Genomic DNA, 24,944 nt, shown 5'->3' on the forward strand with positions numbered 1-24,944 from the left:
ATAATACTTAATCATTTTGCGGGGCTAAACGTGTCGCTACCTGTGTTAAAAAATTCTCATTTACGACTGCATGGATGCAGAAGGTAGAGCAATGCAGGAGCAATTGCCGAGAACAACTAAATAGCGAATTTTTTGCCTAGCTATCAACACGTTTTTCCAGCCTCAAAATAGATCACTTAATTAAGCGAATTGGTATTAGTCTTTATTATATCCCTCAATAAATAGCATTAACGTGCTTAACCATATAAAATTCGCGGCAATTAAATATGAGCGAAGCGACATTGTAATGAGTAGAAAGATTGAACTATTAGCCCCAGGCGGTGATGTTAACGCGGTAAAAGCCGCCATTGTAGCCGGTGCTAATGCGGTTTATTGTGGATTAGATACCTTTAATGCACGTAACCGAGCGTCTAATCTTTCGTTTGATGAGCTTAACGGCGCACTTCGCCTAGCCCATGAATACGGCTGTGAAATATTTTTAACGCTAAATGTAGTGATATTAGAGCACGAAATGGGCGCGCTATTTAAGCTACTTAACCAACTCGTAAATACCACGCTCGATGGCATTATTGTGCAAGATTTAGGGTTGTTCAACATTGTTAAAAAGCACTTTCCTACTTTGCATATTCACGCATCAACTCAGTTAACTACGCATAACGAATCACAGGTTGAGTTTTTAGCGCGCATTGGCGCTACACGTGTAAATTTATCGCGCGAGCTTAACTTAACTGAAATTAAAATACTGACCGATGTAGCGCACAAATGCGATGTATTAACCGAGGTGTTTGTACATGGTGCATTGTGTATTGCGTTTTCGGGGCAATGTTATTCAAGCTCAGTAAGTGTGGGTAACTCAGGTAACCGTGGTCGTTGCTCACAAGCATGTCGTGATGAATACGAGCCAACGGCTATGGGTAACAAACATCCGTTAAACTTAAAAGATAATTCAGCCTATTTTGATTTACCGGAGTTGATAGCCGCGGGTGTTGACTCGTTAAAAGTAGAAGGCCGCATTAAAGGTGCTAACTACGTTCATACCGTTATTGATAGCTGGCGCAAACAAATAGATACCTTTGTACAAACAGGTAATTTAATTGAAGACGATTCAAGCTTATATAAAGTATTTAACCGTAATTTCACTAATAAGTTTTTGCAAGGTGACATGACAAAAAACATGTTTACCGACAACCCGCGCGACCATAGCTTTGATCACGCTAACGAAAAGAATAACGCAATTTCGGTTGTGCAAATTTACGATGCACAACAAGAGCTCGCCGCAGAAAAAAATGACATTGATACGTTAGTTAAAAAGAAGATTGAGTTTTTAGATATTTCAAAACGAGAACTACGCTTTGAGTTTAGCGGCCAATTAAACCAGCCATTTACAGTCACACTGACAATAAACGATAAACACGACAACACCCAAGCAGAGCAAAGCGCCCTTCAACCTCTACGCTTTGAAGTTCAATCGCAAATGCCTATGCAAACCGCCGATAAATCGGTTGTTGATATTGCAGCTATTGATAAACGCTTTAAAACCTTTAGTAATGCCAATTTTGAAATTAAAAATATGGATTACTCAAACTTAGGCGACAACTTGAGCATTCCGTTTAAAGAGCTTGCCCGTATTAAGAAGCAAGTCGCGTTTTTATTAAACGAAGGCAAAGACGTCCTCGCCCCTGTTGAACTGCCAAAACTAGTAAACCACCCTAAAGCCGATAACAAAACAACACTCTCTATTTTAATATCGGACATAAAAGACGTTCATCTATGTGATTTAACAGGTGGCGATGTTTACTTTAAATTACCAGAGAGCTTTAGAACCGATAACGATAAATACATTAATGTATTTTTAGAGCACCCACAGTTAATTCCGTGGTTTCCGGCGGTGTTAATTGGTAAAGATTTTGAAGAAGCGGTACGTTTGCTCGAGGTTGTAAAACCTAAGCTTATTATTAGTAACAACACAGGCGTTGCATTTAAAGCAGTACAAATGGGTATTGACTGGATTGCAGGCCCGTTGTTAAACACCACAAACTCTTATGCGTTACTAACACTACAAGAAGATTTAAACGCAAAAGGCGCGTTTATTTCAAACGAAATAAACAAACCACAAATGCGTAATATTAAACGCCCTAACAATTTTAAAATGATGTACAGTATTTATCATCCAATACTAATGATGACCAGCCGACAGTGTTTTTTCCAGCAAACAGTAGGATGTAAAAAACCACGCATTGACGCAAGCTGTATGCTGAGCTGTAAAAAAGAAACCACCGTTACCAATGTTAAAGGTATTAGCTTTGCTATTGATAAACAAAAAGGCGGCTACCCAAGTATTTATAACCATGAGCAATTTTTAAACATGGATATTGTGAGTGACTTTGCCGACAAATTTGACGAGTTTATGGTTGATTTAACCGACATTGGTTCAGGCGATAAAGAAAAACTGGATAAAGCCGTGTTACTTGCGCATTTTCAAGATTTAATTAACGGGCAAACACAAGCGGTTGAACACTTAAATAGCTTGGTTAAAGTACAAACCCGCCAGCAGTATGTTGAAGGCCTAAACAGCTAAGGTAACTAACATGACATTGCCATTATTATATTCATTACAACACTGCCCATACGCAATGCGTGCACGAATGGGTATTTTAATGGCAGAGCAACAAGTACTACTACGCGCTATAAAAACTAAAAATAAACCGCCGCATCTGTTGCAAATATCGCCTAAAGGCACTGTGCCTGTTTTATTACTGCCTAATAACCAAGTTATAGATGAAAGCCTAGATATTATGCTGTGGGCTTTAAAGCAAAACGATTCGCATAATTTACTGCATACTCAAGACCCATTAGCACTTGAGCGCATGCTTGAGTTAATTAAGCTAAACGATACGCAATTTAAACCCGTGCTCGAAAAGTACAAATTTTATGCTCGTACAAAAGACATGGCACAAATTTATTACCAAAAAGCCTGCGAAGAATTTATTAAGCAATTTGAAGCAAAACTAACCACGCATAAATACTTAATGGGCGATGAAAAAAGTCTAGCCGATTATGCCCTGCTGCCATTTATTAGACAGTTTGCCCGTGTAGATAAACATTGGTACTTACAAAGTGAATATACGCATGTTCGTGCATGGTTAAACGAGTTTTTACACGCCCCTATTTTCACCAAAGTCATGGCCAAATTTGATTTGTATATGGACTGCGGCGAAGAGTTTTTATACGGCGTTAAAAAGTCTTAAATTAGCCTTTGTTTTATAAGGAATTACATTACTTTAACTAGCTGTAAATCTTAGCATTGAATTATTCTCATCATCGGATTTAAGCCCTATATTTACGCTATACTGCCCTCCCCATTATTAACAAACGCTATGCATTATGAACTACTCAAACTTTGGCACTAAATTTACACAACCCAACGGCATTACCCAATTAATGGAAGACTTAGGCGGGGCTAAAAACAGTAACAATCCTAATATTGTTATGCTGGGTGGCGGTAATCCCGCATTAGTACCACAAGTAAATGAGGTTTTTTTAAGTGAATTACAAAAACTTGTTGCCAGCAATAAAGTATCGCAGGTGTTTGGCCTTTACGATGGCCCAACCGGTAACGACGAGTTTAGAGCCGCATTAGCTGGCCAGCTAAGTAAAGAGTACGCATGGGATATTAGCGCCGATAACGTAGCACTTGGCAATGGCAGCCAAGCTAACTTTTTTGTGCTGTTTAATATGTTGGCAGGCGAAATGCCGGATGGCAGCCATAAAAAGATTTTATTTCCCCTTGCGCCAGAATACATAGGTTATGCCGATCAAGGTTTATCGGCTGATATGTTTGTTGCCATAAAGCCTGATATCGAAATTTTGAATACAGGCAGCACATCAAAACAGTTTAAATACGTCATTGATTTTAAAGCAGTTGAAAAAACACTAGCAAACGACAGCAGTATAAGCGCGCTGTGCGTCTCACGCCCTACTAACCCAACAGGTAATGTAATTACTGATGATGAAGTAAAACACCTTGATTTGCTCGCTAAGCAATATGGCATTCCACTCATTATTGATAACGCATATGGCGATCCGTTCCCAGGTTGTATTTACACCGATGCAAACCTAACGTGGAACTCAAATATTATTTTATGTATGTCACTTTCAAAACTGGGCCTACCGGGTTTACGCAGCGGTATTGTGGTTGCCAATAATGAGATTATTAAAGCAATTGGCCGCGTAAACGGCAGCATGGTTTTATCGCCAAATAGTATTGGCCCAAGCTTAGTAACACGCTTAATTAACGACAACGAACTACTGCCACTGTGCCGCAACGTTGTACTGCCTTTTTATCGTAATAAAGCACAAATCGCGATTGAGTTGTTTGACGAAGTATTTGCCGAACTGCCTGTTTATTTGCACAAAGTTGAAGGTGCATTTTTTATGTGGCTGTGGTTTAAAGATGCAAAAATAACAAGCGAGGTATTGTATCAACAACTTAAAGAGCAAGACGTGTATGTGATCCCAGGTCATAACTTTTTTATCGGCATTGACGATGATTGGGCGCACAAGCACGAGTGTATTCGTATTAACTATGCTACCGATGCAGATACCCTAAAAAAAGGCTTAGAAGCGATTAAAAGCCTAATAAAGTAAATATACTGATGCCGATATAAATATCGGCATCAGTATATTTAATTCGCTTATACATTCGTTTAAAATTTACGCAAACACATTCTATCCCCTTTAAATTTATATATAAATTGGTATCCTACGCGCCCTTTTTTAACATATGCTTATAAAAAAGAACTCGTCAAGGAGCGACTACTGCTGCAAGGCACTTACTGTAAGTGACAGCTTTAACACAACAGGCATCGCGTATAATTATTGATTTTAAACGTAAGATGTAACTTTAAATAGCGACATGCATTAGCACTATTAAGGTCAATTATGCGATTAGGACCAGGACTACTCGTCACTGCAGCCTTCATTGGGCCAGGGACCATTACTACCGCAAGCGTGGCAGGTGCAAACTTTGGTTTTGCACTTATATGGACATTACTGTTTTCAGTAGTTGCCACTATATTATTACAATCTATGGCGGCGCGACTTGGCGTTGCTACCGGGCAAGATTTAGCCCAAGCGCTCAGAGCACATATTCAAACGCCCTTATTCAAATCTTTAGCTATATTTTTAGTCATTAGCGCGATTGGTGTGGGCAGTGCAGCTTATGAAGCGGGTAACTTAAGTGGCGCTAGCATGGGATTAATTGAAATATTCCCTCAAGTTAGCTCCCAACTATGGACACCACTTATTGCTTTTTTTAGTGCAGCTTTACTGTATAGCGGCAAACATAAAGTGGTTGAAAACGCGCTAATTTTACTCGTTATTTTAATGAGCTTAGTGTTTATCTCAACACTTGTAATGGCAGCGCCTTCACTGGGTGATGTATTTGCTGGTTTTATTCCTAGTATGCCTGAAGGCTCTATTACAACCATACTAGCTTTAGTTGGCACTACCATTGTGCCGTATAACTTATTTTTGCACTCCGGAGTACTCGCTGCTAGACACGACAGTAACAGCGACATGCAAAAAATGATTAAACAAACAAATGTTGATACAGGCCTATCAATCACTTTGGGCGGTGTGATCACTTTAGCTATTTTATCTACAGCTTCAGTTGCATTTTATGGCACCGATGCGGGGAAAATTAGTGCGGCTAACATGGCTGTGCAGCTAGAGCCATTGCTTGGCGATGCCGCTCATTACTTTTTTGCTATTGGCTTATTTGCTGCAGGTTTAACAAGTGCTATTACAGCGCCGCTTGCCGGTGCTTACGCCGTGTGTGGCATGTTAGGCTGGTCTAACGATATGAGTAACACGCGCTTTAAAGGCGTCGCTATTGTTATTTTATTGTTTGGTGCTGCTGTGGCGTCACTCGGTTTAGACCCTGTCGCGGTAATTATATTCGCGCAAGCGGCTAACGGGTTATTACTCCCTATTGTTAGCACCTACCTTGTATGGCTGGTTAATCAAAAAGGGGTTATGGGAAACTACACTAACTCTTTGGTATTAAACCTGGTTACCCTACCCGTTTTAATCCTAATATTTGGTCTAAGTAGCTACAAACTAATTAGTTTAATTTTTTAATTTAACTCTAAAAACCATATTTAAAGGCCGCTGTTTACAATAAACAGCGGCCTTTATTAATCACCAAATAACGTATAAGCCGTACTTATATTCACACATCTAACAAGCTTTTTGGTTTTTAGTTGCTCTAAATAATTGCGAAAACGCAAAACCACCTACCGCGCCTGCAAGCAGTTGAGCATAAAAACCCCAGCCTCTTGCGCCCGCTATAATATGAATATTCATAATTGATTCAATGGCAATTAACACAATAGTAAATGCCAAAATGCCAGCAATAACAAATAGCTGAGTACTGTATTTTTGAACCTTTTTATTAAGCTTTGCGGTAACAAAAAAAGCGATGGCAAGTGCTAGGGCAATAATAGCGCCGTAGGTAGGTAATAGGCCTAACCAATCATCAAGCGTTAAACTAGCACGATCACTAAAGCCCACAACTACACCTACATTAACTAATTGATTGACAACGTATTGGCTATGAAACAAGCTAGCAAGTGTGAATGTAAGTAACCAAGAAACTAAAAATGAAGGCAATATACGTGTTAAAAACGACATGGTTATCTCAACTTAAAATAAAGCTTTTTTCTTATACTAGCCATGCTAGCAAAGGCTTGCCCCGTAAACAATGTATCTCTTTTTTTACTTTGCTTTCGCTTTTTTCGCTTTCTGTTAATGCAGATGTTGCGCTCCCAAAGGAGCAGTACAGTACAAAAACACTGGCTACACAATTACAGTCTCCGTGGAGCATGGTTGAACTACCAAACGGCACATGGTTAATTACAGAGCGTGATGGTCATGTAGTTATAGTTAAAAACAACGCGCAATCAAGAGTAAAATTAAACCTTGAGGGCTTATACGTTGCGGGCCAAGGTGGTTTACTCGACATTGTATTATCACCAGATTTTAACGACTCCAAAGAAGTTATTTTTACCTATGCCCAAGGTGATGCAAGCGCAAACAGGCTGGTTGTTGCCAAAGCCACGTTTAATGGCACTGACTTTTCAAAGCCTAACGTTATTTATAAAGTAGCGACTGATAAAAACACACCACAACATTACGCTGGTCGAGCTCTTATCCTACCCGACAATACGTTATTAGTTTCAACGGGCGATGGGTTTGACTTTAGAGAGCAAGCACAAATTATCACCAGCCAACTTGGTAAAATATTACGTATAAACCTAGATGGCACCATTCCAACAGACAACCCATTTATTAATCACAAAAACCTAAATGCACATGCTGTTTACTCCTTTGGTCATCGTAACCCTCAAGGCTTAGTTTATGATTACGATACGCAGCAAATTGTTAGCCACGAGCACGGCCCTGCAGGCGGTGACGAGCTAAATTACTTAACCGCTAGCACTAATTACGGCTGGCCGGTAATCACCTATGGCAAAGATTACTCACAAGCGGGTATTTCACCCTTTACCGAATATAAAGGCATGCAAAAACCAAGTGTTAATTGGACGCCATCAATAGCGCCATCAGGCATGGCGTATTACGGCTCTAAACATGCAGCTTTTCCCTCGTTACAGCAACATGTGCTTATCACTACCCTTGTTGATAAAAAACTCTACAGCGTAAATCTGGCAAGTGGTCAATTTACGCAGTCTCACGTATTTCCAGAAGCCGCAGGCAGGTTAAGAGATGTGTTTATAACTGATAAGGGTAACGTCGCGGTATTAATGGATGGAAAAAATGCAGAGCTGATGTTAGTGAAGCCAAATTAGTTCACAAAGAGAGTTAAGGCGCTTCGCTTTTAGAGGATAATAGCGGCTTTAGGGAACCGCTTTAATCACTCACAATCAGACAATGGCTCACTAATTGTGAGTGTATGAGTTCCAAAATTTAATATAGCTTGGTATTTTCTAAAAAATGGAGAGCCTAATAATCCATATATTGTATTGCCACCACCAGCAGCCTGTACATGGTCTCGGTTTAGTGATAAAAACTGTGTACTTTCATAAAACTGGCATGCCAATTCAAATTTTAAAACGTCTAGTGAAAGCTAGGAAGTCCAACGAAAGCTGGTAGTGATCATAAATTCAATGGTGCGATATAGTGTCATGTGGGATCCTAAAATCGTTTGAAATTAGGAATTGACACCATAGTCACTTGTTATGTGTATATTGCACTCAAGGCCAAGTTCTACAACTTAAAGAGTTACCACCTTTATCAAAACCCCAAGCAATTATGATTTCCGTTTTAGGATCAACACCGTAATAAATAAGACATTTACCGACAAAGTCTTTAATACTGTAATTCGGTAATACTTCTTGCCTGCTAAAATGGTATCTCAAAAAACCAGTATCTAATGTTGTAATATTGGTTAACCCTTCGCCTGCGATTAAATAATCCGATCTTATCAACTCACCAGCATCGGGTGATTTAGAAAGCTTTTGATTATTTATATTCTCACCAATATTCATATTCAGATATCTCTGATAGTCCTTATGACCGACAGTGCAACCCGAAAGGAAAAATAAAAGGAAAATACTAGCAATTATTTTCTTAAATTGTTCAAAAACTGGAATATTGCACCATATAGATTTATACACATTACGCCCGCCTAAGCGGCAATTTAATAATGGGCTAAAATATTGAGCGCAGCGACAATAGCCCATTGTTAATTGTCCGAGCGAACTTAAGAGCGAATTGAGGCGCTTGTTATGTGTATTTTAAACTGAACCAAATATTTCTAGTTTATTGGTATCAAGATCAAAAATTGATAAAACCTCAGATTTAACTGAATAAATAAGTTTGCCCCTCTCTTTGAGCACGACTTTACCCAGTAACTGATTGAACAACCACTCCCTAGGCATAGATTCAGCAATAATTGAGGAATGAACCAATGCGTCACATTTATAAAGTTTTTGAACTAGTTGGAAAGTATTCAATTTATGATGACACTCAATTATGCAAGTGACTCCTTTTCGCTTCCAAGTTTTTTCAATATGAACCCATTCGTTTTTGAAGCCAGTGGATTTAAACTGTTCTATGGCATCAAACACTTCTGGTTTCGGCAACTCAGCATATTTTTCAGCAACCTCAAAACCATGTTTTAGAATTTTCTCGAAAGCTAAATACTTTTCATCATCTGAGTGAATGAAACACCCTAAATCTTGTGAGATATTAACATGGGCAATTGCAGGATCTTTTCCCAGGCTAAACTCAGTTTCTACTGGTAACTTAGAGCAACTTATAACTAGTCTTGAAAATTTGCTACGAAAGTTAAGTGGGTATAAAAGCCTTTCAATGAAATGAACCATAGATCTAGAATTCACAATCACAGTTTTTTGTTCTTCTTCGGTGTACGTGCTATCTAATACTAATTGAATATCCCAAAATCGAGTCATACTCACAACTTTCCCAATACACATAACAACTTTGCATCCGACATTTGTCGCTTTATAAACCGACAAATGTCCAAATATTACAAAGATTCTAATTTAACCAGCTAATAAAGACTTGTAAACAACTAGTTAGCCGATATTTAAATTTCCTTGATGTAGAAATACCCCAAAATGGTAGAGATCAGTAATATCGGACAAACAGGTAATGAGCTATAAAAATAGGTGTGAGCGATATTATTAAAAAGATAATTTTAATTTTTCTCTAAGCTTTTGCCTTTAACCTAAAACAAAAAAGCCGCTGTTTATTACAAACAGCGGCTTTCGTATTAAGATTTACAAGCTTAAAACTTGCTTAACTTAAACTTGATTTTTATTGTTTACCAATCACTTCAAGTCCACCCATGTATGGGCGTAATACTTCTGGCACAACTACTGAACCATCGGCTTGTTGGTAGTTTTCTAGGATGGCTACTAGTGTACGTCCAACGGCTAAGCCTGAACCATTTAATGTATGTAGTAACTCTGGCTTTTTAACACCTTCACGGCGAAAACGTGCTTGCATTCTACGCGCCTGAAAGTCAGCCATGTTTGAACATGATGAAATTTCGCGGTACGTGTCTTGCGCAGGTAACCATACTTCTAAATCGTATGTTTTAGCTGAACCAAAGCCCATGTCGCCCATACATAAAATTACTTTACGGTATGGAAGTTCAAGCGCTTGTAGTATTTGCTCTGCGTGACCTGTTAACTCTTCAAGCGTTGCCATTGAGTCTTCTGGTTTTACAAGCTGTACAAGTTCAACTTTATCAAACTGGTGCTGACGAATTAAGCCACGTGTATCGCGACCATAGCTGCCTGCTTCACTTCTAAAACACGGAGTGTGAGCAACTAAGCGAATTGGTAAATCGCTTTCGTCGTAAATTTCGTCACGGGCGCTGTTTGTAAGTGGTACTTCAGCTGTAGGAATTAAGCTAAAGCCGGCTTGTTGTTCGCCGTCGTCATTTACAAGGCCTAATGTGTGGAATAAATCGCCTGCAAATTTAGGTAATTGGCTGGTGCCGTATAGGCTTGCGCTATTTACTAGGTACGGTACATACATTTCTGTGTAGCCGTTTTTATCAGCGTGTGTATCTAGCATAAATTGCGTTAGTGCACGGTGCATACGCGCAACTTGGCCGCGCATTACGGTAAAGCGTGCACCACTAATTTTAACGCCCATTTCAAAGTCTAAACCGTTTAGGTCTTGGCCTACATCTACGTGGTCTTTAACTTCAAAATCAAACTTTTTAGGTGTGCCCCACGTTAAAATTTCAACGTTGTCGTCTTCGTCTTTACCTTCAGGAACTGACTCGTCTGGCAAGTTTGGAATTGCTAACGCAATGTCGTTAATTGCGGCTAATACTTCATCTTGCTCAGTTTTAGCGGCGTCTAGCTCACTGCCTAAGTTAGCCACTGCATCAAGTAATGGCTGTGCGTCTTCGCCTTTAGCTTTGGCTTGACCAATTGCTTTTGCGCTTGCATTACGTTGACTTTGAAGTTCTTGCGTTTTTACTTGTAATGTTTTGCGTTTTTCTTCAAGTGCCGTTACCGTCGCTACATCGAGTTCGTAACCGCGTGCCGCTAAACGTGCTGCAGTTTGTTCGATGTCTTGACGTAAAAATTTAGAATCTAACATGTTAGTTTTTTAACCTTTTTGCATTACTAGCTGAAGGCCCAGCCAAGCCATAAAAATACACACCATCACGTTTAAGATGATATTGAGGGCCATTTTAATAAAGTGACCTTGTTGTAATAACAACAACGAGTCCATTGAGAATGTTGAAAAGGTGGTTAATGCACCTAAAAAGCCAATACCGATAAGAGTTTTGGCGGGGCTTGCGGTGATAATTTCTTTATCTATCAAACCGTACAAAATGCCCATTAACAATGAACCCAGAATATTAACCGTCAACGTGCCAAAAGGGAATCCCCTACCGAGGAGTTTTAGCATGCTTTCGCTAATAAAAAACCGTAAACACGCACCTGAGGCTCCGCCAAGAGCGATCATCATATAAAGTTTAATCATTTTCGTATCGTCTAAGTGGGCTTTGCGCATCGCGCTCTTTTAGGTAATCGAGTTTTTGTTTAATTTTTTGCTCAAGTCCGCGCTCGCTCGGTAAGTAATATTCTTTGCCGTTCATTTCTGGTGGTAAGTATTTTTCACCTGCGGCAAATGCGCCTTCTTCATTGTGCGCATAACGATACTCAGCGCCATACCCTAAGTCTTTCATTAAATTAGTTGGGGCATTGCGTAAATGCTCTGGCACTGGGTAACTTGGCTCATTTTGAGCGTCTGCTTTTGCTTGATTAAACGCCATATACACCGCATTACTTTTAGGTGCGCTGGCTAAATACAGTGTGGCTTGTGCAATTGCACGCTCGCCCTCGCTTGGGCCAACACGTTGAAATATATCCCACGCATTTAAAGCTACTTCCATTGCACGCGGATCGGCGTTACCAATGTCTTCTGTTGCTATGGCAAGTAAACGCCTTGCAACATACAAAGGGTCGCCGCCACCGGCTAAAATTCGGCAATACCAATACAGAGCACCGTCGGGGGAGCTACCTCGTACTGATTTATGAAAGGCCGATATTAAATCGTAAAACTCATCGCCGCCTTTATCGTATTTAGCTAAATGCGTTGGTAATACTTGGCTAAGTACGTGCTCATCTACGTTGTATTGACCGTTTTGCTCGGACGTTAAATCAACTGCTTGTTCAAGTAAATTAAGTACTTTACGCGCATCGCCGCCACTTGCTTGGCACAGTGCCTTTTTAGCGTTGTCGGCAATAGTGATGTGCTTTTGGCTTAGCTGCTCGTCTTGTTTAAGTGCGCGCTCTATTACGGTGTATAAGTCGGTATCGGCAAGCGATTTTAAAACATACACGCGTGCACGCGACAATATAGCGTTGTTAAGGGCAAACGATGGGTTTTCGGTGGTTGCACCTACAAATATAAAGGTGCCGTCTTCTATGTGCGGTAAAAAGGCGTCTTGTTGGGATTTATTAAAGCGATGAACTTCGTCAACAAACATAAGGGTGCGTTGGCCACGGCTTTCTAGGTTATCGCGCGCTTGCGTTACGCTGTCGCGTATATCTTTTACGCCCGCAGTTACCGCCGACATTTGAATAAGTGAGGCATCAGCATGGTTGGCAATTATTTGCGCAAGTGTTGTTTTACCAACACCAGGCGGACCCCATAAAATTAAACTATGGCATCGCCCCGCGACAATGGCTTGATGCAGTGGTTTATCAGCGCTTAATAAGTGCTGCTGACCAATGTATTCATCAAGTGTTGTAGGGCGCATACGCGCAGCAAGTGGGCGTACATCGGGCCCAAAATTAAAACCTAAATTACTCACCGTTACTCTGATCGTCTATTTCAACACCTTCAGGAGGCGTAAATTCAAAAGTGCTTTGATCAAGCGGCGTATTAACTTGGGCATTGTTAAACGTAAATGACGATAGCTGCCCTGAGTTGTCGGTAACCACTAGTTTAGCAAGCCCTTGCTCGTTACCCGCAAATGCTATATCAAGTTGTTCTACTTGGCTTTCTACACCTTTATTTGGCGTTACACTAAAGCCTGTACTTGTTGCAAGTACGCTGTATTTTTCCCACTGTGCTGGGTCTTTTGATGTCAGTAGCACAAATGGTGTTGAGTCGATTAAGCTGCTGGTTTTCATAATCGTTACTTGCTCAGCAAAGCTGTCGAAGTAATATGTTTTATCACCGTTTGATACAAATAACGTATCGTCCGGATTAGTTTGCTGCCAGCGAATCATCATAGGCTGTTGAAGCGCTATTGTGCCCTCGCCTTGCATAACTGCTTGACCTTCTTTGTCTGTTACTTGTTGTGCAAACTGCGCTTTAAAGCTTTTTAAAGTGGCAAGTCTGTCTTGTAATGCTTGGCTGTCGTCAGCAAAGCTTGGTGCGGCAAGTACGCTGCCTAACACTAATAATAAGGCGTTAACTTTTTTCATGAATTTGCTCCATTAGGTACTAATACATCGCGAGCACCGTTATGACCTGGTGAACTCACGATACCCGATGTTTCCATTTGTTCTACTAAACGTGCTGCGCGGTTGTAGCCAACACGTAATTTACGTTGCACTGACGATACAGATACTTTGCCGGTTTCAATTACAAACGACACAGCTTCGTCGTATAAAGGATCAGATTCTTCATCTGCATTTTCGCTAGCTTCACCCGGTAATAAAATATCTTCAGTGGCATCGCCATTGAGTATTTCGTCAATGTAATTTGGTTTAGCACGTGCTTTCCAATCGTTTACTACGGCGTGTACTTCATGGTCGTCTACAAACGCGCCATGCACACGCTCTGGTACGCTAGTGCCTGGCGGTAAATAAAGCATGTCGCCCATACCTAGTAAGTTTTCTGCACCTTGTTGGTCAAGTATTGTCCGTGAATCTATTTTGCTCGATACCTGAAACGCCATACGTGTTGGAATATTAGCTTTAATTAAGCCGGTAATTACATCAACCGATGGGCGCTGCGTAGCAAGCACTAAGTGAATCCCTGCCGCACGTGCTTTTTGAGCAATACGTGCAATAAGTTCTTCTACTTTTTTACCTACAATCATCATCATGTCGGCAAATTCGTCTATTACTACAACGATACTTGGTAATTTACCTAGCTCGTCGGGGCCTTCTTTCATGCCATCGGTGTCTTTAAATAATGGATCAAGAATCGGGTAACCCGCTTCATTGGCTTCAAGCACTTTTTGGTTGTAACCTTTTAAGTTACGCACACCCAATGCTGACATTAATTTATAACGACGTTCCATTTCGCCTACACACCAACGCAGTGCGTTAGCAGCTTCTTTCATATCGGTAACTACTTCACACAATAAATGCGGAATGCCTTCGTATACTGAAAGCTCAAGCATTTTAGGGTCAATCATGATCATACGTACATCGTCAGGACCCGATTTGTAAAGCAAGCTTACTATCATGACATTAACGCCCACTGATTTACCTGAACCAGTTGTACCGGCTACCAATAAATGTGGCATTTTACCTAAATCAGCACATACCGGCTGACCAGCAATGTCTTTACCAAGCACCATAGTAAGTGGCGACGGATTTTGCTCAAATTTAGGGGCGTTTATAACTTCTGATAAACGAACTATTTCACGGTGTTTATTTGGAAGCTCAATACCAACATAGGTTTTACCTGGAATAACTTCTACAACACGTACACTAATTGCCGAAAGCGAACGGGCCAAATCTTTAGCTAAGCCTGTGATTTTGGAAACTTTTATACCTGGCGCTAAATCTAGCTCAAAACGTGTAACAACGGGGCCTGGGTATACCGCTACTACGGTTGCTTGTACATTGAAGTCGAGAAGTTTTGTCTCTACTAGGCGCGATACGCTATCAAGCTCTTCTTGCGAAATTGGGTTTTTAGCTTTGTCTGGTCTGTCGAGTAAATCGAGCGATGGTAATGGCCCTGGTGGTGGCTCTTGCGTTAATAATTGCTCAAACTTTTCTTTTGCCGTTGGCGGTGGTTGATATTGCGCTTTTGGTTTAGGCATTGGTCTTGCTGGCGATACCACCGTTGTAACTGGTTTTTCAGGCTCCACAACTGGGCTTTGATCAAGCGCATTTAATGCAGCAGCCGTGTCCATTGGTTCGTCATCTATTGCGCTAAAGCCAATTTCTTGATCGAGTATATCGTCAAGTTCATCAAACGGCATAAAGTCATCACTAATTTGTGGTTCACTAAATGGTGTTTGAGGCTTATCTATTGCTTTTTGTTTATCTGCTTTTTTAGCTGATGTAGGCAGCTCTATTTGCTCTTTTATATCGTCTTCAAAATGGGCGTCTGCTTCATCGTTATTATTTACTTTACCTGCAGTGTGTTCTCGATGCATCCAGCCTTTTGCATACGATACAACATAGCGATAAAGCCTAACCATTAAATCGCCAAGGTAATCTACAAAATCAACCCACGATACTCCCGTCAATAAGGTAAGCCCTGCAAAAAAGAAACACAGCAATAATATAGATGTACCGGTAAAGTTAAACGCAGGCATCATGGCTGATGCAATAACATCGCCCACTACCCCACCCGATGAAAAGTTATAAATATCGTCGAAATTAATACTACTAATAGCGGTAGCTGAGGTAATAAATAAAGCAAAACCAATAACTCGCAGCGCTAAGGTAGTGTAATCAAGCTGTAAAATGCGGTGAGGTTGTTTAAATAGCAAGTAGCCAAATAGCTGAATGGCCGCTGGCACTAAGTAAGCCAACCAACCAAAGGTGAGTAATAAAATGTCGGCTATCCATGCACCGGCTGCTCCTGTGATGTTGCTTACTTCGCTAAAACTAGTTTGCGACCATGCAGCATCTGCTGGATCAAAGCTGATCAAGGCACATAAAATAAATATTGCCGTAAAGGTACTGATAATCAGCCCTGTTTCTAATAGTCTTTGCACACCGTTTAGGCGCATAGTTCCCTATTCCTCTTTATTATTCTATTTTTATTCACACTTACTTAGCAGTGAAATACCTTAGCAGGAAATGCAATTTGTTGCACTTTATCTTAACCTTGATGGCCTGATTATGAACAAGTTTTTATAATTTGAGCTTATATAAGCAAATGACGCAGTTAATATAAATAACCTCAAGTAATATAAGGACGAATAATTACGCCTTCTTCACCTTTTACTTCTTCCATTACTACATAAGTTCGGCTTTCACTTACGTTAGGCAGTTTCAATAGTATGTCGCCTAATACGCCACGGTATTCTGACATATCATTTACGCGCGTTTTAAGTAAAAAATCAAAATTACCCGATACTAAATGACATTCAATAATTTCTTCGTGCTTTTTAACCGCAGCACTAAACTCATCAAATACGTCGGGAGATGTTTTAGTAATCGTTACTTCTACATACACCGATAAACCTTGCCCAAGCTTAGCGGGATCGACCACCGCTTTATAGCCAAGTATATAACCTTCTCGTTCTAGCTTTTTTACTCGCTCCAAGCAGGGCGTAGCGCTTAGGCCAACTCGTCTGGCCAGTTCTACGTTCGACAAGCGTCCATCGTGTTGTAATTCCATTAAAATTTTACGGTCAATTCTATCTAATAATTGATGCATAGTGCCAACTAGTTTTTTATGCTGTTTATTTTTATTATCTAGATGATAACACTAGATTTGAGTTTAAAAAAGGTGAGACACACGGGCTTATGATGAATATAATAGTGGAAAATGTTAATCCGTTCTTAATAAGGCAAATGATATGATTATTGGTGTTCCTAAAGAAATTAAAAACCATGAATACCGTGTAGGTATGGTTCCTGCAAGTGTTCGTGAATTAGTAAACCACGGTCACCAAGTGATTGTAGAAACTGATGCAGGCATGGGCATTGGTTTTACTAACGAAGATTACACACAAGCGGGTGCTGAAATTTTAGCAACTGCTGCTGATGTTTTTGCTAAAGCAGACATGATTGTAAAAGTAAAAGAGCCGCAAGCTGTTGAACGTGCAATGCTACGTGAAGACCAAATTCTTTTCACTTACTTACACCTTGCACCTGATCTTCCACAAACTGAAGACCTTGTAAAAAGCAAAGCTATTTGTATTGCATACGAAACTGTAACTGACTCACGCGGTGGTTTACCGCTTCTTGCTCCTATGAGCGAAGTTGCTGGTCGTATGTCTATTCAAGCTGGTGCACAAGCGCTAGAAAAATCTAACCACGGTCGTGGCATGCTACTAGGTGGCGTACCTGGCGTTGAAGCTGCTAAAGTTGTTGTAATTGGCGGTGGCATGGTTGGTCGTAGCGCAGCTCAAATGGCTGTTGGTCTTGGTGCTGAAGTTGTCGTTCTTGATCGTAACATCGACGTATTACGTGCACTAGACGCGCAATTTGGTAATAAAGTTAAAGCTATTTACTCAACTGCTGATGCACTAGAAAAACACGTACTAGAAGCTGATTTAGTAATCGGTGGTGTACTGATCCCTGGTGCAGCTGCACCTAAACTAGTAACTGCTGAGCACATTAAAGCAATGAAACCTGGTTCTGCAATTGTTGACGTTGCAATCGACCAAGGTGGCTGTATTGCTACTTCTAAAGCAACTACGCATGCTGATCCAACTTTCATCGTTGATGAAGTTGTTCACTACTGTGTGGCTAACATGCCAGGTGCTGTTCCACGCACATCTACGTTTGCACTTAACAATGCAACATTGCCTTTCATCATTAACCTTGCAAACAAAGGTTATAAAAAGGCGCTACTAGATGACGCTCACTTCTTAAAAGGCTTAAACGTAATTAAAGGCCAAGTAACTTACAAAGAAGTAGCTGAAGCGTTCAACATGGAATATGTTGACCCACGCACAGCAGTAGAAAACGCATAATTTAGCGTTTCGTAGTTAGGTTGGTATTAAATAATATAGTAACCTAACTACAACCCATAAAAAAAGCAGCTAATTAGCTGCTTTTTTTATATTTAAATTTCAGATTTATATAAACTTATTTAGATAAAACGCTTAATTATAAAATCTACTTTTACGCGCTTAGCTTGGCCTAGTAGTTTTTTAACTGGCTGCGGGTAATCATCCATTGTTTCTAAATCATCTGGGCCTGTTAAACGGCGGCAGTGTTGTAAAATTTCCTGCTTTTCGTTATCAATAGCATCCATAATTGTTTGCTCTGGATCTTCTATTAAAATACCGTTTTCGATATCAAGACCCCATGCACGCGGATTTAAGTTATGCCCACTCAGTAAATGCTTTGTTCTATCTGAACAAATACCTTTTAAATGAAACGAATTACTTTCATCTTTCCACAGATACACATTTAAATTACCGTTATCGATGTGGCGTTTTTGCGTTTTTACAAACTTATGCAAAATAGTTTCATATAAATAAGGCAACGCCCCTATTTTACTAAATGGCTCGCTTGGCGGTAAATAAAAGTCATTGGCTGTTTTATCCCCTACCACAATAGTCACTTGCTTGCCTTGCTTTAATAATCGGCGCAGTGATCGCATAAGTGGCGCCGGAAAATTAAAGTATGGCGTATACAACACAAGCTCTTGCTCTGTGGTATCAAATAACGCTTTTATTAAACGATTTAATTCGTTATTACGACGACCAAGCCCTAAAAACAAACGAATACCTAATGCTTGCGTATTTAGTTGCTCTGCTGCGTTGTAACTTGCGACTTTTAAATCACGCATTAATTGCTTTTGATCAAGTTTGAAGTCGTGTAAACGCTTAAGCGGTCGTGTGTCTATGCGTGGCACAGCAACAGAGCTAATTAGCTTTGTCTCTATAAAATCAACCACTGAGTCACACAGTTCGCTCTGCGTTATTAAAAAGTAACGGTCGAGTCTGTAACGCTCGTTATACTGCAAATACACGTTGTTTAAGCTTGCGCCACTGTAAAGTAAGGTATCGTCAATGACAAAACCCTTTAAATGTAATACGCCAAATAATTCTTTAGCTTTTACAGGTACGCCATAAACTTGTACGTTCGATTTAAACTTTTCTAAATCGTCACAGTATAAACTTGCGTTACCATCAGACTTCTCTGCACCAATTAAACCACGTTGCGCACGATGAAAATCCACCAGCACTTTTACATCAAGCGCAGGGTTCTCTAATGATACTCGATGCAGGGCTTCTAAAATCTCGCGACCTGCTTCGTCATCCTGTAAATAAAGCGCTGTGATATAAATTCGTTTTTTTGCATTAGCTATCAAACGTAGCAATTGCGTTCGGTAATCTTGCGCATTGGTTAAGACGTTAACGTCTTTTGAAGTCAACCCGAATGCGGGTTTTTCCTGCCAAAATAACATAGTTGCCTATTCGCTTAGGTCACATAATCTATCAGTGACAAATAAAATTAGGTAAAACATAACAAAAAAAATCAAAGGGGTCATGAATTAACGCTGTTTTGTTGCCTGTTAGTCTATTTATTGAGCTACTTAGGTGTTTTAACTGTAAAAGTGCTGAGCTCTAGTACACAATACTGCACAGCTTTTCGATTTGCGAAAAAAAATAATCGCGGATTTTGTTTACATCCGCCTTGATTTTCTTAGAATCGAGCGCATTAAAGACCGTATTAAACGTTTAGGAAAAAATAATGACTGAAGCAAAACATTGTAAGCTACTAATTTTAGGCTCTGGCCCAGCTGGTTATACTGCCGCAGTATATGCAGCACGTGCAAATTTAAACCCTGTTTTAATTACAGGCATTCAACAAGGTGGTCAATTAACAACCACAACTGAAGTTGAAAACTGGCCTGGTGATGCACACGGCTTAACGGGCCCTGCATTAATGGATCGTATGAAAGAGCACGCTGAGCGCTTTGAAACTGAAATCATATTCGATCACATCAATAAAGTAGATGTATCTAAGCGCCCTTTCACACTTACTGGCGACCAAGGTACTTACACATGTGATGCGTTAATCATTGCAACAGGTGCGTCTGCTAAATACTTAGGCTTAGAGTCTGAAACTAATTTCCAAGGCCGTGGCGTTTCAGCCTGTGCTACATGTGATGGCTTTTTCTATAAAGGTCAGAAAGTAGCGGTTGTTGGTGGTGGGAATACAGCAGTTGAAGAAGCGCTATACTTATCTAACATTGCTGACGAAGTGCATGTTATTCACCGCCGTGATAGTTTCCGTAGTGAAAAAATACTTGCAGACCGTCTTGCTGAAAAAGCAGCTAACGGTAACGTTGTTTTACATTACAACCGTACGCTTGACGAAGTATTAGGCGACCAAATGGGCGTAACTGGCATTCGTATTAAAGATGCACACTCTGATGCAACACAAGAGCTAGATTTAGTCGGTGTATTTATTGCTATTGGTCATAAGCCAAATACAGATATGTTTGTTGGTCAACTAGAAATGAAAGATGGCTACTTAGTTGTAGAGTCTGGTCTTCACGGTAACGCGACTCAAACAAGCGTAGAAGGCGTTTTTGCTGCAGGTGATGTGTCAGACCACATTTACCGTCAAGCAATCACATCTGCGGGTACAGGCTGTATGGCTGCCCTTGATGCTGAACGTTTCTTAGATAATTTATAAGTAATTAAATAAATTATAATAGGGCTGATTATTCAGCCCTTTTTTTATGTTTAAAATATAGTTACACTTTTACGATCAATTATAAAATAAGTACTGTATGAGAAATCAGCTATACCAATTAAGTGAAACCGATATAGCATTCCCCAATCCGGAATACGCATTAGAATCTCCTGATGGCTTGTTAGCAATTGGCGGAGATTTAAGTTTACCTCGCCTAAGTAATGCCTACAAAAGCGGAATATTTCCTTGGTTTAGCGAAGATGAACCTATTATGTGGTGGTCGCCAAGCGAACGCGGGATTTTTGAACTGGATGATTTTCATATAAGTAAGAGCCTACGTAAGCATTTAAAAAAACACCCTGTAAAAGTAACCATTAATAATGCTTTTGAGGAAGTAATAGAAGCTTGTAGGGATCAACGCCTTGATACCGATGGCACTTGGATCACCTCTGACATGCTCAACGCTTACGTTAATGCACACAATGCGGGCATTGCACACAGTTTAGAGGTGTGGAGTAACGGAGAGCTTGCAGGTGGCCTATACGGTATTATGCAAAATGGTGTTTTTTGTGGCGAGTCGATGTTTCATCATCAAACCAATTGCTCCAAACTTGCTATGTGGGCACTGGTAAATTGGCTTAAACGTCATAATGCGCATTTTATTGATTGCCAGTTAGAAAACCCTTATTTAATGACTTTAGGTGCACAAGTAATCCCCCGCTCAACATTTTTGACTAAACTAAAAGCTGCACATAACTATATTATTAATCCTATTATGTGGGAGCCACAAGAACTTGACGCAATCTATGAATGAGCAACTTCCTGCACGTGTTGGTTTAACCCAAGAGTTTGACTGTAGTTATTTACCCAACAGACAAGAGCAACTATTAGTTATTCTTGATCCTAGTTGCTACAGCACAGACAAATTTGAGTCATTATTAGGCTTAGGGTTTCGTCGCAGTGGTAACCAAATATATCGTCCACACTGCCCAATATGCAGTGCATGTAATTCTGTACGTGTATTAGCACAAGACTTTATCCCTTCAAAATCGCAAAAACGTAAACTAAACAAAGCAAAAAACCAGTTTGAAGTGAAATACTCGATGCAAGAACGCCCTGAGTATTATCCGCTCTATAGTAAATACATAACGATGCGCCATCAGGATGGAAGTATGTATCCTCCTGAAAAAGAACAGTTTCAAAGCTTTTTACTTTGCAGTTGGCTCAAAATCACATTTATTGAACTATGGCACCAGGATACTTTAGCCGCAGTTGCCGTAACTGATTGTATGAACAGCTCTATTTCTGCAATTTATACTTTTTTTGACCCCGACTTTGAACACTATAGTTTAGGCTCTGTGATGATATTAGAGCAGCTTAAATTTGCAAAAGAGCAAAATAAGCAATACGTGTACTTAGGCTATCAAATTGATGAATGCGATAAAATGAAGTACAAAACTCAGTTTTTACCAGCTCAAAAACAGCTCAATGATGAGTGGGTGGCTATTTAATTTGCAAATATAGCCCCTGCGCCTTTACTTATTGGTGTATTTTGGGCAAAATCTGCAGCGTTTAACTATTAAAGAGGTGTTACGCTAAACATGGCGAAAGAAGACGTAATCGAAATGCAAGGGACAGTCCTTGATACTTTACCAAATACAATGTTCCGAGTTGAGCTAGAAAATGGTCACGTAGTTGTGGCTCACATTTCAGGCAAAATGCGCAAAAACTATATCCGTATTTTAACCGGCGATAAAGTAACGGTAGAAATGACTCCTTACGATTTATCAAAGGGTCGTATCGTATTCCGTGCTCGCTAAGTAAGTGCGTAAACGAGATTTAGTTTTTGGCTAGTGTTTTACTAGCTTTAAGCGTTTATTAAATGTAATTGATAGACATTGACTAGCAATTACATTTAATAAACAAAAAACCCAGTTTTTACTGGGTTTTTTGTTGCCTATAAAAATGGCAAAAAAATGGCCCGCTATTATTTAGCGGGCCATTTTTATTTAACTTAGTTGTGTAATTAACGTTTTACGCTGGCGTTAAATTACTCTCGTAATCAAAGCGAATCTTCTTGTCCTTAACCGATACTTTAACTGTACCGCCATCAACAAGTTCACCAAACAGTATTTCATTAGCTAATTGCTTTTTAAGCTCTTCTTGAATAACACGTGCCATTGGTCGTGCACCCATAGCCTTGTCATAACCTTTATCTGCGAGCCATTCACGCGCTTTAGGCGTAAGCTCAAGATTAACCGATTTTTTATCAAGCTGAGCTTGCAGTTCCACAATAAATTTATCAACCACCAGTAAAATAACTTCACGTTCTAGGTGATTAAACCAAATAATGTTATCTAAACGGTTTCTAAATTCTGGCGAGAAAACTTTATTAATTTCGCCCATTGCATCGTGCGTATGATCTTGCTCTGTAAAACCAATCGACTTACGCGTGGTTTCTTGTACGCCCGCATTGGTAGTCATTACAACCACTACATTTCTGAAATCAGCTTTACGACCGTTATTATCGGTTAACGTACCGTGATCCATAACTTGTAGTAAAATATTGTAAATATCTGGATGCGCTTTTTCAATCTCATCTAAAAGCACAACCGCATGTGGGTTTTTAATAACTGCTTCAGTTAATAACCCGCCTTGCTCAAAACCAACATATCCTGGTGGAGCACCAATTAGTCGGCTGATTGCGTGGCGCTCTACATACTCAGACATATCAAAACGAATAAACTCAACACCCATACATTTAGCAAGTTGCTTAGTTACTTCTGTTTTACCAACACCTGTTGGGCCTGCAAACAAGAACGAACCCACTGGTTTTTCTTCGCTTGATAAACCTGAGCGAGATAAACGAATAGCCGATGTAAGTGCATCAATAGATTGATCTTGTCCAAACACAAGCATTTTAAGATTACGGTCTAGATTTTTAAGCGTCTCTTTATCTGTTGAAGACACATTTTGTGGTGGAATACGAGCCATCTTCGATATTATTAGCTCTATATCAGCCACACCAATGGTTTTTTTACGTTTAGAACTAGGCTGTAAACGTTGGTTAGCGCCCGCTTCATCGATTACATCAATTGCTTTATCTGGCAAGTGGCGCTCATTAATGTATTTAGCACTAAGTTCAGCAGCTGCTTTTAATGCTTTTTGAGTGTAACGAATACCATGGTGCTCTTCGTAACGCTCTTTTAATCCATTTAAAATTTTAGTGGTATCAGCAACACTTGGTTCAAGTACATCAATTTTTTGAAAACGACGTACTAATGCACGGTCTTTCTCAAAAATATTTTTATACTCATTGTAAGTGGTTGAACCCATACAACGTAACTTACCACTTGAAAGAAGTGGTTTAAGTAAGTTTGAAGCGTCCATAACGCCACCAGAGGCTGCGCCAGCACCTATTATGGTATGTATTTCATCAATAAATAAAATAGACCCAGGTTGTGCCTGAAGCTCTTTTAATAAGCTTTTAAAGCGCTTTTCAAAATCGCCACGGTATTTAGTACCTGCAAGCAATGCCCCCATATCTAGTGAGTACACAACTGCATCTGCAATTACTTCTGGTACTTGCTCGTTCACAATACGGTACGCTAAACCTTCAGCAATGGCTGTTTTACCAACGCCCGCTTCACCAACAAGTAATGGGTTATTCTTTTTGCGACGACACAATACTTGTACCGTGCGCTCTACTTCGCTGTCGCGCCCAATCAATGGGTCAATATTACCTTCACGAGCCTGAGCGTTTAAGTTAGTTGTAAAGCTGTCTAGCTTACTTGCTTCTTCATTTTGAACTTCTTGCACTTCTTCATGTATATCATCGCTGTCGTCGCCTAGTTCATCATCAGCTTTTGAAATGCCGTGCGAAATAAAGTTAACAATATCTAAGCGCGATACATCATGCTTTTTAAGTAAATAAACAGCTTGGCTCTCTTGCTCAGAAAAAATAGCAACCAGTACATTGACACCCGTCACTTCGTTTTTTCCTGACGATTGCACATGAAACACAGCACGTTGTAATACACGTTGAAAACCAAGCGTTGGCTGAGTTTCACGCTCTTCTTCTAAATCGGGGATGACAGGTGTTGTTTCGTCAATAAATTCTAATAATTCGGTTTTTAAGCCTGAAAGATTAACACCACACGCGTTTAAGGCTTCTCCTGCAGAAGGATTATCTAATAGCGCAAGTAAAAGGTGCTCTACGGTCATAAACTCATGACGGCGAGTGCGCGCTTCACGAAACGCGGCATTTAAAGTGAGTTCTAAGTCTTTGTTTAGCATTGGCAACCCCTTACTGAGATAATAATTTATACCACAACAATC

At 40.0% G+C, this 24,944-nt stretch carries 21 protein-coding genes; 10 read left to right on the forward strand and 11 right to left on the reverse strand.

The window, feature by feature from the left end; genetic code table 11:
* Positions 1-286: 286 nt before the first annotated feature.
* From H5120_RS01700 to H5120_RS01715, 4 genes are all read left to right on the forward strand, one after another.
* Complete coding sequence (locus H5120_RS01700; protein ID WP_182673383.1) at positions 287-2,578, forward strand: peptidase U32 family protein; 2,292 nt, start codon at positions 287-289, stop codon at positions 2,576-2,578.
* A 10-nt stretch (positions 2,579-2,588) separates the two neighbouring features.
* Positions 2,589-3,248, forward strand: a complete 660-nt coding sequence (locus H5120_RS01705; RefSeq protein WP_182673384.1) for a glutathione S-transferase — start codon at positions 2,589-2,591, stop codon at positions 3,246-3,248.
* A 136-nt stretch (positions 3,249-3,384) separates the two neighbouring features.
* On the forward strand, positions 3,385-4,647 hold the full coding sequence (locus H5120_RS01710; protein WP_182673385.1) for a valine--pyruvate transaminase: 1,263 nt from the start codon (positions 3,385-3,387) through the stop codon (positions 4,645-4,647).
* A gap of 294 nt (positions 4,648-4,941) precedes the next feature.
* Positions 4,942-6,141: an Nramp family divalent metal transporter gene (locus H5120_RS01715; protein WP_182673386.1), complete on the forward strand. Its 1,200-nt coding sequence runs from the start codon at positions 4,942-4,944 to the stop codon at positions 6,139-6,141.
* 99 nt (positions 6,142-6,240) lie between these two features.
* Here H5120_RS01715 and H5120_RS01720 read toward each other — a convergent pair whose 3' ends face one another.
* Positions 6,241-6,693: a hypothetical protein gene (locus H5120_RS01720; protein ID WP_182673387.1), complete on the reverse strand. Its 453-nt coding sequence runs from the start codon at positions 6,691-6,693 to the stop codon at positions 6,241-6,243.
* On the opposite strand from H5120_RS01720, the gene H5120_RS01725 reads away from it, so the two are divergent.
* A complete protein-coding gene (locus H5120_RS01725; protein ID WP_182673388.1) occupies positions 6,678-7,868 on the forward strand; it encodes a PQQ-dependent sugar dehydrogenase in 1,191 nt (396 codons plus the stop codon). The genes H5120_RS01720 and H5120_RS01725 overlap by 16 nt on opposite strands.
* A 405-nt stretch (positions 7,869-8,273) precedes the next feature.
* Here the strand turns inward: H5120_RS01725 and H5120_RS01730 are convergent, their stop codons facing one another.
* The 8 genes from H5120_RS01730 to lrp form a co-directional block, all read right to left on the reverse strand.
* On the reverse strand, positions 8,274-8,696 hold the full coding sequence (locus H5120_RS01730; RefSeq protein WP_182673389.1) for a hypothetical protein: 423 nt from the start codon (positions 8,694-8,696) through the stop codon (positions 8,274-8,276).
* 120 nt (positions 8,697-8,816) lie between these two features.
* Positions 8,817-9,494 carry a hypothetical protein gene (locus H5120_RS01735; protein WP_182673390.1) on the reverse strand — a complete coding sequence of 226 codons (678 nt, stop codon included), beginning with the start codon at positions 9,492-9,494 and terminating at the stop codon, positions 8,817-8,819.
* A gap of 367 nt (positions 9,495-9,861) precedes the next feature.
* Positions 9,862-11,166 (reverse strand): serine--tRNA ligase, encoded by a 1,305-nt coding sequence (gene serS / locus H5120_RS01740; protein WP_182673391.1) that lies wholly within the window; start codon positions 11,164-11,166, stop codon positions 9,862-9,864.
* 9 nt (positions 11,167-11,175) lie between these two features.
* Positions 11,176-11,556: a fluoride efflux transporter CrcB gene (gene crcB, locus H5120_RS01745; protein ID WP_021032117.1), complete on the reverse strand. Its 381-nt coding sequence runs from the start codon at positions 11,554-11,556 to the stop codon at positions 11,176-11,178.
* Positions 11,549-12,892 carry a replication-associated recombination protein A gene (locus H5120_RS01750; protein WP_182673392.1) on the reverse strand — a complete coding sequence of 448 codons (1,344 nt, stop codon included), beginning with the start codon at positions 12,890-12,892 and terminating at the stop codon, positions 11,549-11,551. The genes crcB and H5120_RS01750 overlap by 8 nt, the downstream gene beginning before the upstream one ends.
* A complete protein-coding gene (gene lolA / locus H5120_RS01755) occupies positions 12,885-13,511 on the reverse strand; it encodes an outer membrane lipoprotein chaperone LolA (RefSeq protein WP_138489158.1) in 627 nt (208 codons plus the stop codon). Before lolA ends, H5120_RS01750 begins: the two co-directional genes overlap by 8 nt.
* Positions 13,508-16,006, reverse strand: coding sequence for a DNA translocase FtsK (locus H5120_RS01760; protein ID WP_024595504.1), 2,499 nt, complete (start codon positions 16,004-16,006; stop codon positions 13,508-13,510). The genes lolA and H5120_RS01760 overlap by 4 nt, the downstream gene beginning before the upstream one ends.
* Before the next feature lie 173 nt (positions 16,007-16,179).
* Positions 16,180-16,659, reverse strand: coding sequence for a leucine-responsive transcriptional regulator Lrp (gene lrp / locus H5120_RS01765; protein ID WP_007582985.1), 480 nt, complete (start codon positions 16,657-16,659; stop codon positions 16,180-16,182).
* 142 nt (positions 16,660-16,801) lie between these two features.
* Here lrp and ald point away from each other — a divergent pair, with 142 nt between their 5' ends.
* Positions 16,802-17,923, forward strand: coding sequence for an alanine dehydrogenase (ald, locus tag H5120_RS01770; protein WP_002962982.1), 1,122 nt, complete (start codon positions 16,802-16,804; stop codon positions 17,921-17,923).
* A gap of 119 nt (positions 17,924-18,042) precedes the next feature.
* Here the strand turns inward: ald and pssA are convergent, their stop codons facing one another.
* Positions 18,043-19,368 carry a CDP-diacylglycerol--serine O-phosphatidyltransferase gene (pssA, locus tag H5120_RS01775; RefSeq protein ID WP_002962483.1) on the reverse strand — a complete coding sequence of 442 codons (1,326 nt, stop codon included), beginning with the start codon at positions 19,366-19,368 and terminating at the stop codon, positions 18,043-18,045.
* 287 nt (positions 19,369-19,655) lie between these two features.
* On the opposite strand from pssA, the gene trxB reads away from it, so the two are divergent.
* The 4 genes from trxB to infA all read left to right on the forward strand — a co-directional run bounded on the left by trxB (position 19,656) and on the right by infA (position 22,426).
* Positions 19,656-20,606: a thioredoxin-disulfide reductase gene (gene trxB / locus H5120_RS01780; protein WP_182673393.1), complete on the forward strand. Its 951-nt coding sequence runs from the start codon at positions 19,656-19,658 to the stop codon at positions 20,604-20,606.
* Between the two features lie 97 nt (positions 20,607-20,703).
* The gene (aat, locus tag H5120_RS01785) at positions 20,704-21,420 is read left to right on the forward strand and encodes a leucyl/phenylalanyl-tRNA--protein transferase (RefSeq protein ID WP_024595507.1); all 717 of its coding nucleotides are present in this window, start codon (positions 20,704-20,706) and stop codon (positions 21,418-21,420) included.
* Positions 21,413-22,117: an arginyltransferase gene (locus H5120_RS01790; protein ID WP_182673541.1), complete on the forward strand. Its 705-nt coding sequence runs from the start codon at positions 21,413-21,415 to the stop codon at positions 22,115-22,117. The genes aat and H5120_RS01790 overlap by 8 nt, the downstream gene beginning before the upstream one ends.
* A 90-nt stretch (positions 22,118-22,207) precedes the next feature.
* The gene (gene infA / locus H5120_RS01795) at positions 22,208-22,426 is read left to right on the forward strand and encodes a translation initiation factor IF-1 (protein ID WP_002962494.1); all 219 of its coding nucleotides are present in this window, start codon (positions 22,208-22,210) and stop codon (positions 22,424-22,426) included.
* Between the two features lie 214 nt (positions 22,427-22,640).
* On the opposite strand, the gene clpA is transcribed toward infA, so the two are convergent.
* The gene (gene clpA / locus H5120_RS01800; protein WP_024595509.1) at positions 22,641-24,902 is read right to left on the reverse strand and encodes an ATP-dependent Clp protease ATP-binding subunit ClpA; all 2,262 of its coding nucleotides are present in this window, start codon (positions 24,900-24,902) and stop codon (positions 22,641-22,643) included.
* Positions 24,903-24,944: the final 42 nt, after the last annotated feature.

Source organism: Pseudoalteromonas sp. SR43-2 (assembly GCF_014163885.1).
Taxonomy (GTDB): domain Bacteria; phylum Pseudomonadota; class Gammaproteobacteria; order Enterobacterales; family Alteromonadaceae; genus Pseudoalteromonas; species Pseudoalteromonas distincta.

Bases quoted from the DNA above. Each gene is read 5' to 3' on its own strand.
- H5120_RS01700 (WP_182673383.1), top strand. From the start codon at position 287: ATGAGTAGAAAGATTGAACTATTAGCCCCAGGCGGTGATGTTAACGCG.
- H5120_RS01705 (WP_182673384.1), top strand. From the start codon at position 2,589: ATGACATTGCCATTATTATATTCATTACAACACTGCCCATACGCAATG.
- H5120_RS01710 (WP_182673385.1), top strand. From the start codon at position 3,385: ATGAACTACTCAAACTTTGGCACTAAATTTACACAACCCAACGGCATT.
- H5120_RS01715 (WP_182673386.1), top strand. From the start codon at position 4,942: ATGCGATTAGGACCAGGACTACTCGTCACTGCAGCCTTCATTGGGCCA.
- H5120_RS01720 (WP_182673387.1), bottom strand. From the start codon at position 6,693: ATGTCGTTTTTAACACGTATATTGCCTTCATTTTTAGTTTCTTGGTTA.
- H5120_RS01735 (WP_182673390.1), bottom strand. From the start codon at position 9,494: ATGACTCGATTTTGGGATATTCAATTAGTATTAGATAGCACGTACACC.
- serS (WP_182673391.1), bottom strand. From the start codon at position 11,166: ATGTTAGATTCTAAATTTTTACGTCAAGACATCGAACAAACTGCAGCA.
- crcB (WP_021032117.1), bottom strand. From the start codon at position 11,556: ATGATTAAACTTTATATGATGATCGCTCTTGGCGGAGCCTCAGGTGCG.
- lolA (WP_138489158.1), bottom strand. From the start codon at position 13,511: ATGAAAAAAGTTAACGCCTTATTATTAGTGTTAGGCAGCGTACTTGCC.
- H5120_RS01760 (WP_024595504.1), bottom strand. From the start codon at position 16,006: ATGCGCCTAAACGGTGTGCAAAGACTATTAGAAACAGGGCTGATTATC.
- lrp (WP_007582985.1), bottom strand. From the start codon at position 16,659: ATGCATCAATTATTAGATAGAATTGACCGTAAAATTTTAATGGAATTA.
- ald (WP_002962982.1), top strand. From the start codon at position 16,802: ATGATTATTGGTGTTCCTAAAGAAATTAAAAACCATGAATACCGTGTA.
- pssA (WP_002962483.1), bottom strand. From the start codon at position 19,368: ATGTTATTTTGGCAGGAAAAACCCGCATTCGGGTTGACTTCAAAAGAC.
- trxB (WP_182673393.1), top strand. From the start codon at position 19,656: ATGACTGAAGCAAAACATTGTAAGCTACTAATTTTAGGCTCTGGCCCA.
- aat (WP_024595507.1), top strand. From the start codon at position 20,704: ATGAGAAATCAGCTATACCAATTAAGTGAAACCGATATAGCATTCCCC.
- H5120_RS01790 (WP_182673541.1), top strand. From the start codon at position 21,413: ATGAATGAGCAACTTCCTGCACGTGTTGGTTTAACCCAAGAGTTTGAC.
- infA (WP_002962494.1), top strand. From the start codon at position 22,208: ATGGCGAAAGAAGACGTAATCGAAATGCAAGGGACAGTCCTTGATACT.
- clpA (WP_024595509.1), bottom strand. From the start codon at position 24,902: ATGCTAAACAAAGACTTAGAACTCACTTTAAATGCCGCGTTTCGTGAA.